General features: G+C 50.4%; 20 protein-coding genes and 1 rRNA gene. 15 read left to right on the top strand and 6 right to left on the bottom strand.

Features of this window, described 5'->3' with window-relative positions; genetic code table 11:
- The first annotated feature begins 70 nt into the window (after positions 1-70).
- From rpsM to arfA, 8 genes are all read left to right on the top strand, one after another.
- A complete protein-coding gene (gene rpsM, locus OGV93_RS13740) occupies positions 71-427 on the top strand; it encodes a 30S ribosomal protein S13 (RefSeq protein WP_003031135.1) in 357 nt (118 codons plus the stop codon).
- 16 nt (positions 428-443) lie between these two features.
- Positions 444-833, top strand: coding sequence for a 30S ribosomal protein S11 (rpsK, locus tag OGV93_RS13735; protein WP_003031137.1), 390 nt, complete (start codon positions 444-446; stop codon positions 831-833).
- A gap of 33 nt (positions 834-866) precedes the next feature.
- A complete protein-coding gene (gene rpsD, locus OGV93_RS13730) occupies positions 867-1,487 on the top strand; it encodes a 30S ribosomal protein S4 (RefSeq protein WP_003031138.1) in 621 nt (206 codons plus the stop codon).
- A gap of 25 nt (positions 1,488-1,512) precedes the next feature.
- Positions 1,513-2,502 (top strand): DNA-directed RNA polymerase subunit alpha, encoded by a 990-nt coding sequence (locus OGV93_RS13725; RefSeq protein WP_003031139.1) that lies wholly within the window; start codon positions 1,513-1,515, stop codon positions 2,500-2,502.
- A 40-nt stretch (positions 2,503-2,542) separates the two neighbouring features.
- Entirely contained in the window at positions 2,543-2,926 is a 384-nt protein-coding gene (gene rplQ, locus OGV93_RS13720) for a 50S ribosomal protein L17 (protein ID WP_001216370.1), read from the top strand.
- 106 nt (positions 2,927-3,032) lie between these two features.
- On the top strand, positions 3,033-3,401 hold the full coding sequence (locus tag OGV93_RS13715) for a DnaJ family domain-containing protein (protein ID WP_049281757.1): 369 nt from the start codon (positions 3,033-3,035) through the stop codon (positions 3,399-3,401).
- A 10-nt stretch (positions 3,402-3,411) separates the two neighbouring features.
- Entirely contained in the window at positions 3,412-3,837 is a 426-nt protein-coding gene (gene zntR / locus OGV93_RS13710) for a Zn(2+)-responsive transcriptional regulator (RefSeq protein WP_016154744.1), read from the top strand.
- Between the two features lie 56 nt (positions 3,838-3,893).
- Positions 3,894-4,112 (top strand): alternative ribosome-rescue factor ArfA, encoded by a 219-nt coding sequence (gene arfA, locus OGV93_RS13705; protein WP_016157605.1) that lies wholly within the window; start codon positions 3,894-3,896, stop codon positions 4,110-4,112.
- Here arfA and mscL read toward each other — a convergent pair.
- From mscL to def, 5 genes are all read right to left on the bottom strand, one after another.
- Positions 4,109-4,522, bottom strand: coding sequence for a large-conductance mechanosensitive channel protein MscL (gene mscL, locus OGV93_RS13700; RefSeq protein ID WP_016154742.1), 414 nt, complete (start codon positions 4,520-4,522; stop codon positions 4,109-4,111). The two genes, arfA and mscL, sit on opposite strands and share 4 nt — an antisense overlap.
- A 141-nt stretch (positions 4,523-4,663) precedes the next feature.
- Entirely contained in the window at positions 4,664-6,040 is a 1,377-nt protein-coding gene (trkA, locus tag OGV93_RS13695) for a Trk system potassium transporter TrkA (protein ID WP_003031153.1), read from the bottom strand.
- 21 nt (positions 6,041-6,061) lie between these two features.
- A complete protein-coding gene (gene rsmB, locus OGV93_RS13690) occupies positions 6,062-7,351 on the bottom strand; it encodes a 16S rRNA (cytosine(967)-C(5))-methyltransferase RsmB (RefSeq protein WP_016154741.1) in 1,290 nt (429 codons plus the stop codon).
- A 51-nt stretch (positions 7,352-7,402) separates the two neighbouring features.
- Positions 7,403-8,350: a methionyl-tRNA formyltransferase gene (gene fmt / locus OGV93_RS13685; protein ID WP_200084688.1), complete on the bottom strand. Its 948-nt coding sequence runs from the start codon at positions 8,348-8,350 to the stop codon at positions 7,403-7,405.
- 14 nt (positions 8,351-8,364) lie between these two features.
- Positions 8,365-8,874: a peptide deformylase gene (def, locus tag OGV93_RS13680; RefSeq protein WP_003031159.1), complete on the bottom strand. Its 510-nt coding sequence runs from the start codon at positions 8,872-8,874 to the stop codon at positions 8,365-8,367.
- A gap of 129 nt (positions 8,875-9,003) precedes the next feature.
- On the opposite strand from def, the gene dprA reads away from it, so the two are divergent.
- The 6 genes from dprA to OGV93_RS13650 are packed head-to-tail and all read left to right on the top strand — an operon-like array spanning position 9,004 to position 12,796.
- Positions 9,004-10,128, top strand: a complete 1,125-nt coding sequence (gene dprA, locus OGV93_RS13675; RefSeq protein ID WP_019078182.1) for a DNA-protecting protein DprA — start codon at positions 9,004-9,006, stop codon at positions 10,126-10,128.
- Complete coding sequence (gene smg, locus OGV93_RS13670; protein WP_003031162.1) at positions 10,100-10,573, top strand: DUF494 family protein Smg; 474 nt, start codon at positions 10,100-10,102, stop codon at positions 10,571-10,573. The genes dprA and smg overlap by 29 nt, the downstream gene beginning before the upstream one ends.
- A 26-nt stretch (positions 10,574-10,599) precedes the next feature.
- Positions 10,600-11,142: a DNA topoisomerase family protein gene (locus OGV93_RS13665; RefSeq protein ID WP_016154737.1), complete on the top strand. Its 543-nt coding sequence runs from the start codon at positions 10,600-10,602 to the stop codon at positions 11,140-11,142.
- Positions 11,143-11,146: 4 nt separating this feature from the next.
- On the top strand, positions 11,147-11,719 hold the full coding sequence (gene tsaC / locus OGV93_RS13660; RefSeq protein WP_043018532.1) for an L-threonylcarbamoyladenylate synthase type 1 TsaC: 573 nt from the start codon (positions 11,147-11,149) through the stop codon (positions 11,717-11,719).
- Between the two features lies 1 nt (position 11,720).
- The gene (aroE, locus tag OGV93_RS13655) at positions 11,721-12,542 is read left to right on the top strand and encodes a shikimate dehydrogenase (RefSeq protein ID WP_131380200.1); all 822 of its coding nucleotides are present in this window, start codon (positions 11,721-11,723) and stop codon (positions 12,540-12,542) included.
- Positions 12,539-12,796 (top strand): DUF1488 family protein, encoded by a 258-nt coding sequence (locus tag OGV93_RS13650; protein ID WP_131380197.1) that lies wholly within the window; start codon positions 12,539-12,541, stop codon positions 12,794-12,796. The genes aroE and OGV93_RS13650 overlap by 4 nt, the downstream gene beginning before the upstream one ends.
- Here OGV93_RS13650 and OGV93_RS13645 read toward each other — a convergent pair.
- Positions 12,772-13,326, bottom strand: coding sequence for a gamma carbonic anhydrase family protein (locus OGV93_RS13645; RefSeq protein WP_131380195.1), 555 nt, complete (start codon positions 13,324-13,326; stop codon positions 12,772-12,774). The genes OGV93_RS13650 and OGV93_RS13645 overlap by 25 nt on opposite strands.
- A gap of 469 nt (positions 13,327-13,795) precedes the next feature.
- Here OGV93_RS13645 and OGV93_RS13640 point away from each other — a divergent pair.
- A 16S ribosomal RNA gene (locus OGV93_RS13640) occupies positions 13,796-15,337 on the top strand.
- Positions 15,338-15,347: the final 10 nt, after the last annotated feature.

Here is a 15,347-nt window from a genome sequence, read left to right as displayed (position 1 = left end):
TTTCCATTTGAGTATCCTGAAAACGGGCTTTTCAGCATGGTGCGTACATATTAAATAGTAGGAGTGCATAGTGGCCCGTATAGCAGGCATTAACATTCCTGATCAGAAACATGCTGTGATCGCATTAACTTCGATCTACGGCGTCGGCAAGACCCGTTCTAAAGCCATTCTGGCTGCCGCGGGTATCGCTGAAGATGTTAAGATCAGTGAGCTGTCTGAAGAACAAATCGACACGCTGCGTGACGAAGTTGCCAAATTTGTCGTTGAAGGTGATCTGCGCCGTGAAGTTAGCATGAGCATCAAGCGCCTTATGGACCTTGGTTGCTATCGCGGTTTGCGTCATCGTCGTGGTCTCCCGGTTCGCGGTCAGCGTACCAAGACCAACGCACGTACCCGTAAGGGTCCGCGCAAACCGATCAAGAAATAATCGGGGTGATTGAATAATGGCAAAGGCACCAATTCGTGCACGTAAACGTGTAAGAAAACAAGTCTCTGACGGCGTGGCTCATATCCATGCTTCTTTTAACAACACCATCGTTACCATTACTGATCGTCAGGGTAACGCACTGGGTTGGGCAACAGCCGGTGGTTCCGGTTTCCGTGGTTCTCGCAAATCCACTCCGTTTGCAGCTCAGGTTGCAGCAGAGCGTTGCGCTGAAGCCGTAAAAGAATACGGTATCAAGAATCTGGAAGTTATGGTCAAAGGACCGGGTCCAGGTCGCGAATCTACTGTTCGTGCTCTGAACGCCGCTGGTTTCCGCATCACTAATATTACTGATGTGACTCCGATCCCTCATAACGGTTGTCGTCCGCCGAAAAAACGTCGCGTATAACGCTGTCGTTTCTAGGATTGTTGGAGAAAGAAAATGGCAAGATATTTGGGTCCTAAGCTCAAGCTGAGCCGTCGTGAGGGCACTGACTTATTCCTTAAGTCTGGCGTTCGCGCGATCGATACCAAGTGTAAAATTGAACAAGCTCCTGGCCAGCACGGTGCGCGTAAACCGCGTCTGTCTGACTATGGTGTGCAGTTGCGTGAAAAGCAAAAAGTTCGCCGTATCTACGGTGTGCTGGAGCGTCAGTTCCGTAACTACTACAAAGAAGCAGCACGTCTGAAAGGCAACACCGGTGAAAACCTGTTGGGTCTGCTGGAAGGTCGTCTGGACAACGTTGTATACCGTATGGGCTTCGGTGCCACTCGTGCAGAAGCACGTCAGCTGGTCAGCCATAAAGCAATTATGGTAAACGGTCGTGTTGTTAACATCGCTTCTTATCAGGTTAGTCCGAATGACGTTGTTAGCATTCGTGAGAAAGCGAAGAAGCAGTCTCGCGTGAAAGCCGCTCTGGAGCTGGCTGAGCAGCGTGAAAAGCCAACCTGGCTGGAAGTTGATGCTGGCAAGATGGAAGGTACGTTCAAGCGTAAGCCGGAGCGTTCTGATCTGTCTGCGGACATTAACGAACACCTGATCGTCGAGCTTTACTCCAAGTAAAGCTTAGTACCAAAGAGAGGACACAATGCAGGGTTCTGTGACAGAGTTTCTAAAACCGCGCCTGGTAGATATCGAGCAAGTGAGTTCGACGCACGCCAAGGTGACCCTTGAGCCTTTAGAGCGTGGCTTTGGCCATACTTTGGGTAACGCACTGCGCCGTATTCTGCTCTCATCGATGCCGGGTTGCGCGGTGACCGAGGTTGAGATTGATGGTGTACTACATGAGTACAGCACCAAAGAAGGCGTTCAGGAAGATATCCTGGAAATCCTGCTCAACCTGAAAGGGCTGGCGGTGAGAGTTCAGGGTAAAGATGACGTTATTCTTACCTTGAATAAATCTGGCATTGGCCCTGTGACTGCAGCCGACATTACCCATGATGGTGATGTCGAAATCGTCAAGCCACAGCACGTGATCTGCCACCTGACCGATGAGAATGCATCTATTAGCATGCGTATCAAAGTTCAGCGCGGTCGTGGTTATGTGCCGGCTTCTACCCGAATTCATTCGGAAGAAGATGAGCGCCCAATCGGCCGTCTGCTGGTCGACGCATGCTACAGCCCTGTAGAGCGTATTGCCTACAATGTTGAAGCAGCGCGTGTAGAACAGCGTACCGACCTGGACAAGCTGGTCATCGAAATGGAAACCAACGGCACAATCGATCCTGAAGAGGCGATTCGTCGTGCGGCAACCATTCTGGCTGAACAACTTGAAGCTTTCGTTGACTTACGTGATGTACGTCAGCCGGAAGTTAAAGAAGAGAAACCAGAATTCGATCCGATCCTGCTGCGCCCTGTTGACGATCTGGAATTGACTGTCCGCTCTGCTAACTGCCTCAAAGCAGAAGCTATCCACTATATCGGTGATCTGGTACAGCGTACTGAGGTTGAGCTTCTTAAGACGCCTAACCTTGGTAAAAAATCTCTTACTGAGATTAAAGACGTGCTGGCTTCCCGTGGACTGTCTCTGGGCATGCGCCTGGAAAACTGGCCACCGGCAAGCATCGCTGACGAGTAACCGGATCACAGGTTAAGGTTTTACTGAGAAGGATAAGGTCATGCGCCATCGTAAGAGTGGTCGTCAACTGAACCGCAACAGCAGCCATCGCCAGGCTATGTTCCGCAATATGGCAGGTTCACTGGTTCGTCATGAAATCATCAAGACGACTCTGCCGAAAGCGAAAGAGCTGCGTCGCGTAGTTGAGCCGCTGATTACTCTTGCCAAGACTGATAGCGTAGCTAATCGTCGTCTGGCATTCGCCCGCACTCGTGATAACGAGATCGTGGCAAAACTGTTTAACGAACTGGGCCCGCGTTTCGCGAGCCGCGCCGGTGGTTACACTCGCATTCTGAAGTGTGGCTTCCGTGCAGGCGACAACGCGCCGATGGCATACATCGAGCTGGTTGATCGTTCAGAGAAAACAGAAGCTGCTGCAGAGTAATCTGTAGTAACGTAAAAAAACCCGCCTCGGCGGGTTTTTTTATATCCGTCATATCCCCACTTACCTACAATATCTGTACTTTTTTTGTTCATCACTGGAGTGTTGTATGTGGTTACTGGACCAGTGGGCAGAGCGCCATATTATTGATGCGCAGTCTAAAGGTGAGTTTGATGGTTTGCCTGGTACAGGAGAACCGTTGGTTCTTGACGATGATTCCCACATTCCGCCTGAACTTCGAGCCGGATTCCGTTTATTAAAAAATGCGGGATGTCTTCCTCCTGAGCTAGAGCAGCGCAGAGAGGCAATACAGCTGCTTGAAATACTTGCAGGGATCCGCAAAGATGATCCCCATTATCAGGAAGTGAGTCGAAGACTGTCACTACTGGAACTGAAACTTCGGCAAGCTGGACTCAGCACCGAGTTTTTACACGGTGAATACGCAGATAAGCTGTTACAGAAGATCAACGACGAATAGCGGAGATAGCATGTACCGTATTGGTGAATTAGCGAAACTGGCTGACGTGACGCCTGATACTATCCGCTACTATGAAAAGCAGCAGATGATGGAACATGAAATACGTACAGAAGGCGGGTTTCGTCTCTATACGGAAAGCGATCTTCAGCGTCTAAAGTTTATTCGCTATGCCCGTCAGCTTGGTTTCACTCTGGAATCGATCCGCGAACTGCTTTCGATCCGCATCGATCCCGAACACCATACCTGCCAGGAATCAAAAGGGATCGTCCAGGAAAGATTGCAGGAAGTGGAAGCGAGAATAGCTGAGCTTCAGGCGATGCAACGGTCGCTGCAGCGATTGAATGACGCGTGTTGTGGTAAGGCACACAGCAGCGTGTACTGCTCTATCCTTGAAGCACTTGAGCAAGGCGCCAGTGGATCACCATCAGGCTGTTGATTTATTGAACGGTCAGGTCTACACTCGCGGCGTAAATTACGACAACTGGAGGTATTATGAGTCGTTATCAGCACACTAAAGGGCAGATAAAAGATAACGCCATTGAGGCGCTTCTACATGACCCACTGTTCAGGCAGCGCGTTGAGAAAAATAAGAAAGGGAAAGGAAGTTATCTACGTAAAGGTAAACATGGTAATCGGGGTAACTGGGAGGCCAGTGGCAAGAAAGTCATTCACTTTTTTACCACTGGCCTTCTTGTTTCAGTGAGTGCTTAAGAGCGGTTATTCTGTTCTTTCAGCAGGTCACGAATTTCACTCAGCAATACTTCTTCTTTCGATGGCGCTGGCGGTGCTGCTGGCTCTTCCGCTTTTTTACGGTTCAGTTTGTTGATCAGCTTGATTGCCATAAAGATAGCAAACGCAACAATAACGAAATCAAAGATATTCTGAATAAATACACCGTAATGCATAACGACTGCAGGAATATCTCCCTGTGCATCACGTAGTGTTAAAGCAAACTGTTTAAAATCAATTCCACCAATTAACAACCCCAGCGGCGGCATGATGATATCGGCAACCAGTGATGAAACAATCTTCCCAAATGCCGCACCAATAATGACACCCACTGCCAAATCGACAACATTCCCGCGCATCGCGAATTCGCGAAATTCTTTAATAATGCTCATCTTATTCTCCCTATGCAGCTGACGTTTATAAGTTTAACAAATGTTTAGGCAATTTCCATTTATGTATTGCCTAAATAGAAATTTATTAAACCATGAAAAATAAAGGGAAATAATTTAGGCGCAGTTTCAGCGCCCAAATTATTACAGGAAGAACGGACTTGGCTGGAATAGTCGCTCGACGTCGGTAATAAACTTTTTATCTGTCAGGAACATAATTACGTGATCGCCCTGTTCAATACGCAGGTTATCATTGGCAATCATCACATCGTTACCACGCACAACGGCGCCAATAATGGTTCCTGGTGGAAGTTTAATTTCATCAATTGAGCGACCCACAACCCGTGACGTCGTTTCATCACCGTGTGCAACGGCTTCAATGGCTTCCGCGACGCCACGGCGCAGTGAAGATACACCAACAATATCCGCTTTACGCACATGACTGAGCAGCGCAGAGATGGTTGCCTGCTGCGGTGAAATCGCAATATCGATCACGCTGCCTTGCACCAGATCGACGTATGCTCTGCGTTGGATCAACACCATCACTTTCTTGGCGCCCATCCGTTTGGCAAGCATCGCCGACATGATATTCGCTTCATCATCGTTGGTTACCGCAATGAACAGATCAACCTGATCGATATGTTCTTCCGCCAGCAGCTCTTGATCCGAGGCATCACCAAAAAAGACGATCGTATTTTGCAGTTTCTCTGCAAGCTCGGATGCGCGCTGTTGATTACGTTCAATCAGTTTGACGCTGTAATCTTTTTCTAGTCGCCGTGCCAGCCCCGCGCCAATATTCCCACCGCCCACTAACATAATGCGTTTGTAAGGCTTTTCCAGACGCTGTAATTCGCTCATTACGGCGCGAATATGCTGCGAGGCCGCGATGAAGAAAACTTCATCACCCGCTTCAACAATGGTAGAACCTTGCGGACGGATCGGTCGGTCATGACGGAAAATCGCCGCAACGCGGGTATCGATGTGCGGCATATGCTCACGCATTGTCGACAGCGCATTACCAATCAGCGGCCCACCGTAATAGGCTTTCACCACGGCCAGGCTGACTTTTCCTTCGGCAAAATTCACTACCTGCAATGCGCCCGGATATTCAATCAGGCGATAAATGCTATCGATAACCAGTTGCTCAGGCGCAATCAGGTGATCGATAGGCACCGCATCAGATTGAAATAGCTTGTCCGCATCACGAACGTAATCCGGTGAACGAATACGAGCGATACGATTAGGCGTGTTAAACAGTGAATAAGCTACCTGGCAGGCAACCATATTTGTTTCATCTGAGCTGGTTACGGCAACCAGCATATCGGCATCGTCGGCACCGGCTTCACGTAGAACGCGGGGATGCGAACCATGCCCTTGCACGACACGGAGATCAAACTTGTCCTGTAGGCTACGCAGGCGCTCACCATTGGTATCGACTACCGTGATATCGTTGTTCTCTCCAACCAGGTTTTCAGCCAGCGTACCGCCAACTTGCCCTGCGCCCAGAATGATAATTTTCATCAGTCGCGACCCGTTATCTCATCACTTTTTGATTAGCTTAGCGTAAAAGAAGCCATCACCATCTTCCGCACTCGGTAAATTCTGACGTCCAGGTTTTTCCGGCGTACCGGTTACGCTTAATACCGCATCTGGCGTGCGAGCAAGGAAGGCGGCAATTTGCTGTTGGTTTTCTTCTGGCAGGATAGAGCAGGTTGCATAAACCAGCGTGCCGCCAGGTTTAAGATGTGGCCAGGTTGCATTCAGGATTTCAGCCTGCAACTGGGCAAGTTCAGCAATATCCCGGTCGCGACGCAGCCATTTGATATCCGGATGGCGACGGATCACTCCGGTGGCAGAACACGGAGCGTCCAGCAAAATACGGTCAAACTGTTGTTCACCGCACCACTGCTGTGGATAGCGGCCATCACCCTGTTTTACGGTTGCCTTCATACCCAGACGTTTTAGATTGTCGAAAACGCGCGATAAGCGTTTTTCATCAACATCGACAGCCATTACGTTAGCGTGCGGAGCAACTTCCAGAATGTGAGTGGTTTTGCCCCCCGGTGCACAGCATAGGTCGAGGATCTGTTCACCGTCCTCCGGCAACAGATAATTTATGCATCCTTGAGCGGAAGCATCCTGGACGGTTACCCAGCCTTCATCAAAACCAGGGAGGGCGTGCACAGGAGCTGGCGTTTCCAGACGCACTGCATCCGGGTAATCTGGATGCGGGAAACCGGTTAATCCCGCTTCGGTCAGCAGGTCCAGCCAGGCATCGCGCGTATGATGGTTACGATTGACACGTAACCACATCGGCGGTCGCTGGTTATTGGCTTCAAGAATGGCTTCCCACTGCTGCGGATAAGCGGTCTTAATACGTTTCACCAGCCAGGAGGGGTGTAAGAAACGTAAATCGCTTTGAGAGAATTCAGCCAGTAGCTCTTCTTGACGGCGCTGAAACTGGCGCAGCACGCCGTTGATCAGCCCTTTAAGCTGCGGACGCTTAATAACGACTGCGCCTTCTACGGTCTCTGCCAAAGCAGCATGCGGTGGAATACGAGTATGCAGCAGTTGGTAGAAGCCCACCATGATCAGATAGTGAACAGTGCGCTGTTTGCCCGTCATTGGACGTTCCATCAACTGCTGGATCATCCACTCCAGTTGGGAGAGTGTACGCAACACGCCGAAGCAAAGCTCCTGCAACAGTGCTTTGTCTTTATCGGCAACTTTTTGCTGCATGGCGGGCAGCACGTTGCTTAATGATTGTCCCTTTTCGACAACCTGTTCGACGGCCTGGGCCGCCATACTGCGTAAATTAAGATGTTTTTTCATAAGCGCAAAAATAAAAATGCCCGGAGATACCGGGCTTAAAGAGATGAACCGTCATACCAGACGGTTACCGGGTACAAACCATTCCCGGCGCGAATTAAGCAGATCCTGCGCGCTCATGGCTTTTTTACCGGCGGGTTGCAAATAGACGAGATTCAGGATGCCGTCGCCCGTTGCGACCTGGATACCCTGTTTTGTCGCCTCAAGAATAGTGCCTGGTGCGGCCTGTGTGTTCGCTGTAATAACCGTAGCTTGCCAGACTTTCACTGGCTGGCCGTCGATTTCAAGCCAGCTCATTGGCCACGGGTTAAAGGCGCGGATGCAGCGTTCCAACTGAGCGGCTGAAAGCGACCAGTCGATACGGGCCTCTTCTTTGCTGAGTTTTTCTGCATGCGTAACCAGTGATTCATCTTGTACAACGGGTTTTATGGTGCCAGCCGCCAGCTGTTTTAGCGTTTCAATCAGCCCCTGAGGCCCTAAATCTGCCAGCTTATCGTATAACGAACCGCTGGTATCTTCTGCAGTTATCGGGCAGGACAGCTTAAGCAGCATATCACCGGTGTCGAGGCCAACATCCATCTGCATGATGGTCACACCAGTTTCGGCGTCGCCTGCCCACAGTGAGCGCTGGATTGGGGCTGCGCCACGCCAGCGTGGAAGCAGGGAACCGTGAACGTTGATACAACCCAGACGCGGCATTTCCAGTACGGCTTTTGGCAGTATCAGGCCATATGCTACCACTACCATCACGTCTGCGCGTAAATCAGCAACCAGCTGCTGGTTTTCCTGAGGACGAAGAGAGACGGGTTGGAAAACCGGTATCCCTTTTTCTTCCGCCAGCACTTTTACCGGGCTGGGCATCAGCTTTTTACCGCGTCCCGCCGGACGGTCCGGTTGGGTAAACACGCCAACGACGTTATGTCCAGAAGACAACAGCGCGTCGAGATGACGCGCTGCAAAGTCAGGTGTACCCGCAAAAATAATACGTAGTGAGTCTGACACGTTGATTCTTGTCCTTAAGCTCGGGCGTTCAGGCGGTCGAGTTTTTCAACTTTCTGACGAATGCGTTGTTGCTTCAACGGAGACAGATAATCGATAAACAGTTTACCGACCAGGTGATCCATTTCATGTTGAATGCAGATAGCCAGCAGGCCATCGGCTTCCAGTTCAAAAGATTTGCCGTTGCGATCGAGCGCACGAATTTTTACTTTCTCTGCGCGCGGTACTAACGCACGCTGTTCGGGAATAGACAGGCAGCCTTCTTCAATACCTGTTTCGCCGTCTTTTTCCAGCAGCTCTGGGTTAATGAGTACCAACTGCTCGTCGCGATTTTCAGAGACATCAATAACAATGATGCGCTGATGAATATCGACCTGAGTTGCTGCCAGACCGATACCTTCTTCGGCGTACATCGTTTCGAACATATCATCAACGATACGCTGAATTTCTGCATTCACTTCTTCGACCGGTTTTGCGACTTTGCGAAGGCGCTCGTCCGGAATATGTAACACTTGCAAAACTGACATAGTTATCCAGAGTTGTGTTCAGGAGTTGAAAAGATTATTACCTCTATTCTAGACAAAACCCCCTCTGATTGACAGCATCAGTGACCAATCGCAAAGATTGCCAGGACTGCTTGTGGCAGGGGAACAGGGATGACCAAAATCGAGATTTGGCTACGTTTAGCACAAGTGAATGAACTGTATGGTGATGAGATGGTGCGCGTTGCCCACTGGCTCAATACTCAGCCGTGTATTAACAACGTGGTACTTCATCATGCTGGACTCTCTCCCCGCCAGGCCCGGCGCTTTTTAACCTTTCCAGATCAGACGCTGGAAAAAACGCTGCGCTGGCTTGAACAGCCCAACCATCATTTTGTGGTTGCCGACAGCGAGCATTATCCGGCACAGCTCCGTGCAATTGAGGATTATCCTGGGGTGCTTTTTGTTGCAGGAAATCCCATATGCCTTAGCTCGTTTCAGGTTGCCGTCGTCGGTAGCCGACAGCACTCCTGGTATGGCGAACGCTGGGGGCGGCTGTTTTGTGAAAAGCTTGCAGCATGCGGCGTGACGATCACCAGCGGCCTGGCCCGGGGGATTGATGGTGTGGCGCACAATGCTGCGATAAACCGAGAGGGCACGAGTATTGCGGTGCTGGGAAATGGGCTTGAGACCATTCATCCACGACAGCATGTCCGTCTGGCTAAACGACTGATTGAGGCTGGAGGCGCACTGGTGTCTGAGTTCCCATTAGATACGCTTCCTTTGCCGCGCAATTTTCCCCGACGAAATCGCATTATTAGTGGTCTAAGTAAAGGAGTCCTGGTTGTAGAAGCTGCTCAGCGTAGCGGGTCACTGGTCACTGCGCGTTGCGCACTGGAACAAGGGCGGGAGGTTTTTGCGTTGCCTGGACCGATTGGGAGTCCGGGAAGTGAAGGTCCACATTGGCTTATTCAGCAGGGAGCCACGCTTGTGACGGCCCCAGAAGAAATTCTGGAAAATTTGCAATATGGGCTGCAATGGTTGCCAGATGAACCTGAAAAATCAATTTATTCGCCAGATCACGAAGAGGTGGCATTGCCATTTCCGGAGCTCCTGGCTAACGTAGGAGATGAGGTAACACCTGTTGACGTCGTCGCTGAACGTGCCGGCCAACCTGTGCCAGAGGTAGTGGCTCAACTGCTCGAACTGGAGTTAGCAGGATGGATCGCAGCTGTACCCGGCGGCTATGTCCGATTGAGGAGGGCATGCCATGTTCGACGTACTAATGTATTTGTTTGAGACATATATCCATAACGAAGCTGAGCTGCGTGTGGATCAGGACAAACTGGAACGGGATCTTACCGACGCTGGTTTTGATCGTGAAGACATCTACAACGCGTTACTTTGGCTGGAAAAGCTTGCTGATTATCAGGATGGTCTTGCCGAACCTATGCAGCTGGCATCTGATCCTCTTTCTATACGTATTTATACCGCAGAAGAGTGTGATCGACTGGATGCAAGCTGTAGAGGGTTCCTGCTATTCCTGGAACAGATTCAGGTGCTAAACCTCGAAACACGAGAAATGGTCATTGAGCGCGTACTCGCGCTGGATACGGCAGAGTTCGATCTGGAAGACCTGAAGTGGGTGATCCTGATGGTGCTTTTCAATATTCCAGGTTGTGAAAATGCCTATCAGCAAATGGAAGAATTACTCTTTGAAGTGAATGAAGGTATGCTGCATTAATCAATCTTCATTCAGTATGAGTTGTTATGGCTAAATCAGCACTGTTTACGGTGCGTAAAAACGAGCCCTGCCCACAATGCGGGGCTGAACTGGTTATTCGTTCCGGGAAACACGGTCCGTTTCTCGGTTGTTCACACTATCCAGAATGCGATTACATCCGTCCGCTGAAATCTTCCGCGGACGGACATATTGTCAAAGTTCTGGAGGGTAAGCTATGTCCTGCATGTGGCGCCGAGCTGGTGCTGAGACAGGGAAGATTCGGGATGTTTATTGGATGCAGCGATTATCCAACGTGTGAACACACCGAACTTATCGACAAGCCAGATGAAACAGCAATAGTCTGTCCTCAATGCCAGACTGGCCACCTGGTCCAGCGGCGTTCCCGTTATGGCAAAACGTTTTACTCCTGCGATCGCTATCCGGAGTGCCAGTTTGTCATTAACTTCAAACCGTTAGCCGGAGAGTGTCCTGAGTGCCATTATCCGCTACTCATCGAAAAGAAAACCGCGCAGGGTGTGAAGCATTTCTGTGCCAGTAAACAATGTGGAAAGCCGTTCTCGGCGGAATAAAAAAGTGAATAATAACCTGCCCACAGGCCCTATCGCTGCTGCGATAGCGGTTCTGAAACAAGAAAAAGTCATCGCCTATCCAACAGAAGCTGTATTTGGTGTCGGCTGCGATCCCGACAGCGAAACGGCAGTTACCCGTCTGTTGGAGCTAAAACAACGCCCAGTCGATAAAGGCTTAATTTTGATTGCGGCAAATTTTGACCAGCTCAAGCCCTATATTGACGATAGCACGCTTACTGATGCTCAACGTGAGGCTGTGTTCGCTCGCTGGCCTGGTCCTGTCACCTTCGTTTTCCCTGCGCCTGCGACTACGCCCCGTTGGCTGACCGGTCGTTTTGACTCGCTGGCCGTGCGAGTCACCGATCATCCGCTGGTGGTTGCATTGTGCCAGGCTTATGGCAAACCGTTAGTCTCCACCAGTGCTAATTTGAGTGGCTTACCGCCTTGCAGAACGGTAGAGGAAGTCCGCGCGCAGTTTGGTACAGACTTTCCCGTAGTTGAAGGGGAGACCGGAGGGCGTTTGAATCCTTCTGAGATCCGTGATGCTCTGACCGGTGAACAGTTTCGACAGGGGTAATATGAAAGAAGCCTATGCTGTTTTTGGTAATCCGATAGCGCACAGTAAATCGCCCTTTATTCATCAGCAATTTGCAGAGCAGTTGAAAATTGATCATTCCTATGGACGTGTACTGGCACCTATCAATGATTTTGTGAATACGCTGAATGCCTTTTTTGCTGAGGGCGGGAAGGGGGCAAATGTCACTGTGCCTTTTAAGGAAGAGGCGTTTGCGCGTGCCGATGAATTAACGGAGCGGGCATCGCTTGCTGGAGCGGTCAACACTCTTAAACGACTTGAGGATGGGCGTTTACTGGGAGATAACACGGATGGTATCGGCTTATTAAGCGATCTTGAACGTTTATCTTTCATTCGCCCCGGATCGCGAGTTCTGTTGATTGGCGCCGGTGGCGCATCCCGTGGGGTTTTATTACCTCTTCTTTCTCTGGATTGTGCGGTAACCATCGTTAACCGTACTGCTTCGCGCGCAGAAGAACTGGCACAAATCTTCTCCCATACCGGCAGCGTGCAGGCGGTGGGAATGGACGAGCTTGATAATTACAGTTTTGATTTAATTATTAATGCGACATCCAGCGGAATTAGCGGTGAGGTACCAGCCATTCCGACATCGCTTATTCACCCCTCTGTCTATTGCTATGACATGTTTTATCAGCAAGGGAATACACCGTTCCTTTCCTGGTGTGCTGAACATGGGGCGAAACAGTATGCCGATGGTCTGGGGATGCTGGTGGGACAAGCAGCGCACGCCGTTTTACTCTGGCATGGTGTATTGCCACAGATTGAGCCCGTCATCAAAAGCATGCAACAGGAAATGTCGGCATGAATCAGGCGATCCAGTTTCCCGATCGAGAAGAATGGCGGACGGATATTAGCGCCGTTGTTTTCCCAGCGTTGGTCCATGGTATGCAGTTAACATGCGCTATATCAGGGGAGACGTTGGCGTCCCGCTTTGGCGGCTGCACGTCTGAACAATGTCTGGAAACCTTTCAACAGCATCGCTGGGACCTGGAAGAAGAGGCCGAAGCATTGATCCAGGACCAGCAGGAAGACTCTCAGGGTTGGGTTTGGTTACTCTGATTTAAATACTCATCTTTCCATTTAACGTAGTTGTTAGCAGAGTATTTTAAGCCTGCTTTCTCTTCGTCACTTAATGGCCGGATCTGTTTAACCGGACTACCCAGGTACAGATATCCACTCTCCAGGTGTTTGTTTTGCGGCACCAGGCTTCCTGCCCCAATCATAACGTCGTCTTCTACCACTACGCCGTCCAGTAAAATTGATCCCATACCGACCAATACGCGGTTGCCAATGATGCAGCCGTGTAGCATGACTTTATGACCGACCGTCACATCCTCACCCACGATCAATGGATTACCTTGCGGATTAGATGTGGATTTATGTGTGACATGGAGAACGCTGCCGTCCTGAATGTTTGTACGGGCGCCGATTTGTACATAGTTGACGTCGCCACGAATCGCAACCAACGGCCAAATCCCGACGTCATCAGCCAAACGAGTATCACCAATGACGACGCTACTGGTGTCGATCATCACGCGTTTTCCGATCTGTGGGAAAAGATCCTTAAAAGGACGTAATACATCAGACATGTTTACCTCAATGAAAATAGAGCAGTAATGAAGACTTTGGTTGGATTATTGAGACTGTGCAAGTGATTTAGCTATCAAAAATCAGCCAAATTGCGCAGGAATATAGCGAAAGGGGTGAAAAACAAGCACTCAGCAAAAAAGATCCAAAAAATACTTGTGCTAAAAAATGGGATCCCTATAATGCGCCTCCATCGACACGGCGGATGTGAATCACTTCACGCAAACAGCCGGTTCGGTTGAAGAGAAAAACCTGAAAATGAGGGTTGACTCTGAAAGAGGAAAGCGTAATATACGCCACCTCGCGACAGAGCGCTAAAGCGCGTCGCACCTGCTCTTTAACAATTTATCAGACAATCTGTGTGGGCACTCGAAGATACGGATTCTTAACGTCGCAAGACGAAAAATGAATACCAAGTCTCTGAGTGAACACGTAATTCATTACGAAGTTTAATTCACGAGCATCAAACTTAAATTGAAGAGTTTGATCATGGCTCAGATTGAACGCTGGCGGCAGGCCTAACACATGCAAGTCGAACGGTAGCACAGAGGAGCTTGCTCCTTGGGTGACGAGTGGCGGACGGGTGAGTAATGTCTGGGAAACTGCCCGATGGAGGGGGATAACTACTGGAAACGGTAGCTAATACCGCATAACGTCGCAAGACCAAAGAGGGGGACCTTCGGGCCTCTTGCCATCGGATGTGCCCAGATGGGATTAGCTAGTAGGTGGGGTAACGGCTCACCTAGGCGACGATCCCTAGCTGGTCTGAGAGGATGACCAGCCACACTGGAACTGAGACACGGTCCAGACTCCTACGGGAGGCAGCAGTGGGGAATATTGCACAATGGGCGCAAGCCTGATGCAGCCATGCCGCGTGTATGAAGAAGGCCTTCGGGTTGTAAAGTACTTTCAGCGAGGAGGAAGGTGTTGTGGTTAATAACCACAGCAATTGACGTTACTCGCAGAAGAAGCACCGGCTAACTCCGTGCCAGCAGCCGCGGTAATACGGAGGGTGCAAGCGTTAATCGGAATTACTGGGCGTAAAGCGCACGCAGGCGGTCTGTCAAGTCGGATGTGAAATCCCCGGGCTCAACCTGGGAACTGCATCCGAAACTGGCAGGCTAGAGTCTTGTAGAGGGGGGTAGAATTCCAGGTGTAGCGGTGAAATGCGTAGAGATCTGGAGGAATACCGGTGGCGAAGGCGGCCCCCTGGACAAAGACTGACGCTCAGGTGCGAAAGCGTGGGGAGCAAACAGGATTAGATACCCTGGTAGTCCACGCCGTAAACGATGTCGACTTGGAGGTTGTGCCCTTGAGGCGTGGCTTCCGGAGCTAACGCGTTAAGTCGACCGCCTGGGGAGTACGGCCGCAAGGTTAAAACTCAAATGAATTGACGGGGGCCCGCACAAGCGGTGGAGCATGTGGTTTAATTCGATGCAACGCGAAGAACCTTACCTACTCTTGACATCCAGAGAACTTAGCAGAGATGCTTTGGTGCCTTCGGGAACTCTGAGACAGGTGCTGCATGGCTGTCGTCAGCTCGTGTTGTGAAATGTTGGGTTAAGTCCCGCAACGAGCGCAACCCTTATCCTTTGTTGCCAGCGGTCCGGCCGGGAACTCAAAGGAGACTGCCAGTGATAAACTGGAGGAAGGTGGGGATGACGTCAAGTCATCATGGCCCTTACGAGTAGGGCTACACACGTGCTACAATGGCATATACAAAGAGAAGCGACCTCGCGAGAGCAAGCGGACCTCATAAAGTATGTCGTAGTCCGGATTGGAGTCTGCAACTCGACTCCATGAAGTCGGAATCGCTAGTAATCGTGGATCAGAATGCCACGGTGAATACGTTCCCGGGCCTTGTACACACCGCCCGTCACACCATGGGAGTGGGTTGCAAAAGAAGTAGGTAGCTTAACCTTCGGGAGGGCGCTTACCACTTTGTGATTCATGACTGGGGTGAAGTCGTAACAAGGTAACCGTAGGGGAACCTGCGGTTGGATCACCTCCTTACCTTAAAGAA

The sequence above is a fragment of the Citrobacter sp. Cb031 genome (assembly GCF_030336725.1).
Taxonomy (GTDB): domain Bacteria; phylum Pseudomonadota; class Gammaproteobacteria; order Enterobacterales; family Enterobacteriaceae; genus Citrobacter; species Citrobacter braakii.
This window is presented reverse-complemented; position numbering and strand designations above follow the sequence as displayed.

What these genes read in the sequence shown, in the direction of transcription:
- OGV93_RS13645 (WP_131380195.1), bottom strand. Translation starts at nt 13,326, where the DNA reads ATGTCTGATGTATTACGTCCTTTTAAGGATCTTTTCCCACAGATCGGA.
- rplQ (WP_001216370.1), top strand. Translation starts at nt 2,543, where the DNA reads ATGCGCCATCGTAAGAGTGGTCGTCAACTGAACCGCAACAGCAGCCAT.
- OGV93_RS13665 (WP_016154737.1), top strand. Translation starts at nt 10,600, where the DNA reads ATGGCTAAATCAGCACTGTTTACGGTGCGTAAAAACGAGCCCTGCCCA.
- dprA (WP_019078182.1), top strand. Translation starts at nt 9,004, where the DNA reads ATGACCAAAATCGAGATTTGGCTACGTTTAGCACAAGTGAATGAACTG.
- mscL (WP_016154742.1), bottom strand. Translation starts at nt 4,522, where the DNA reads ATGAGCATTATTAAAGAATTTCGCGAATTCGCGATGCGCGGGAATGTT.
- zntR (WP_016154744.1), top strand. Translation starts at nt 3,412, where the DNA reads ATGTACCGTATTGGTGAATTAGCGAAACTGGCTGACGTGACGCCTGAT.
- OGV93_RS13725 (WP_003031139.1), top strand. Translation starts at nt 1,513, where the DNA reads ATGCAGGGTTCTGTGACAGAGTTTCTAAAACCGCGCCTGGTAGATATC.
- OGV93_RS13650 (WP_131380197.1), top strand. Translation starts at nt 12,539, where the DNA reads ATGAATCAGGCGATCCAGTTTCCCGATCGAGAAGAATGGCGGACGGAT.
- trkA (WP_003031153.1), bottom strand. Translation starts at nt 6,040, where the DNA reads ATGAAAATTATCATTCTGGGCGCAGGGCAAGTTGGCGGTACGCTGGCT.
- OGV93_RS13715 (WP_049281757.1), top strand. Translation starts at nt 3,033, where the DNA reads ATGTGGTTACTGGACCAGTGGGCAGAGCGCCATATTATTGATGCGCAG.
- aroE (WP_131380200.1), top strand. Translation starts at nt 11,721, where the DNA reads ATGAAAGAAGCCTATGCTGTTTTTGGTAATCCGATAGCGCACAGTAAA.
- def (WP_003031159.1), bottom strand. Translation starts at nt 8,874, where the DNA reads ATGTCAGTTTTGCAAGTGTTACATATTCCGGACGAGCGCCTTCGCAAA.
- rsmB (WP_016154741.1), bottom strand. Translation starts at nt 7,351, where the DNA reads ATGAAAAAACATCTTAATTTACGCAGTATGGCGGCCCAGGCCGTCGAA.
- rpsK (WP_003031137.1), top strand. Translation starts at nt 444, where the DNA reads ATGGCAAAGGCACCAATTCGTGCACGTAAACGTGTAAGAAAACAAGTC.
- rpsD (WP_003031138.1), top strand. Translation starts at nt 867, where the DNA reads ATGGCAAGATATTTGGGTCCTAAGCTCAAGCTGAGCCGTCGTGAGGGC.
- smg (WP_003031162.1), top strand. Translation starts at nt 10,100, where the DNA reads ATGTTCGACGTACTAATGTATTTGTTTGAGACATATATCCATAACGAA.
- arfA (WP_016157605.1), top strand. Translation starts at nt 3,894, where the DNA reads ATGAGTCGTTATCAGCACACTAAAGGGCAGATAAAAGATAACGCCATT.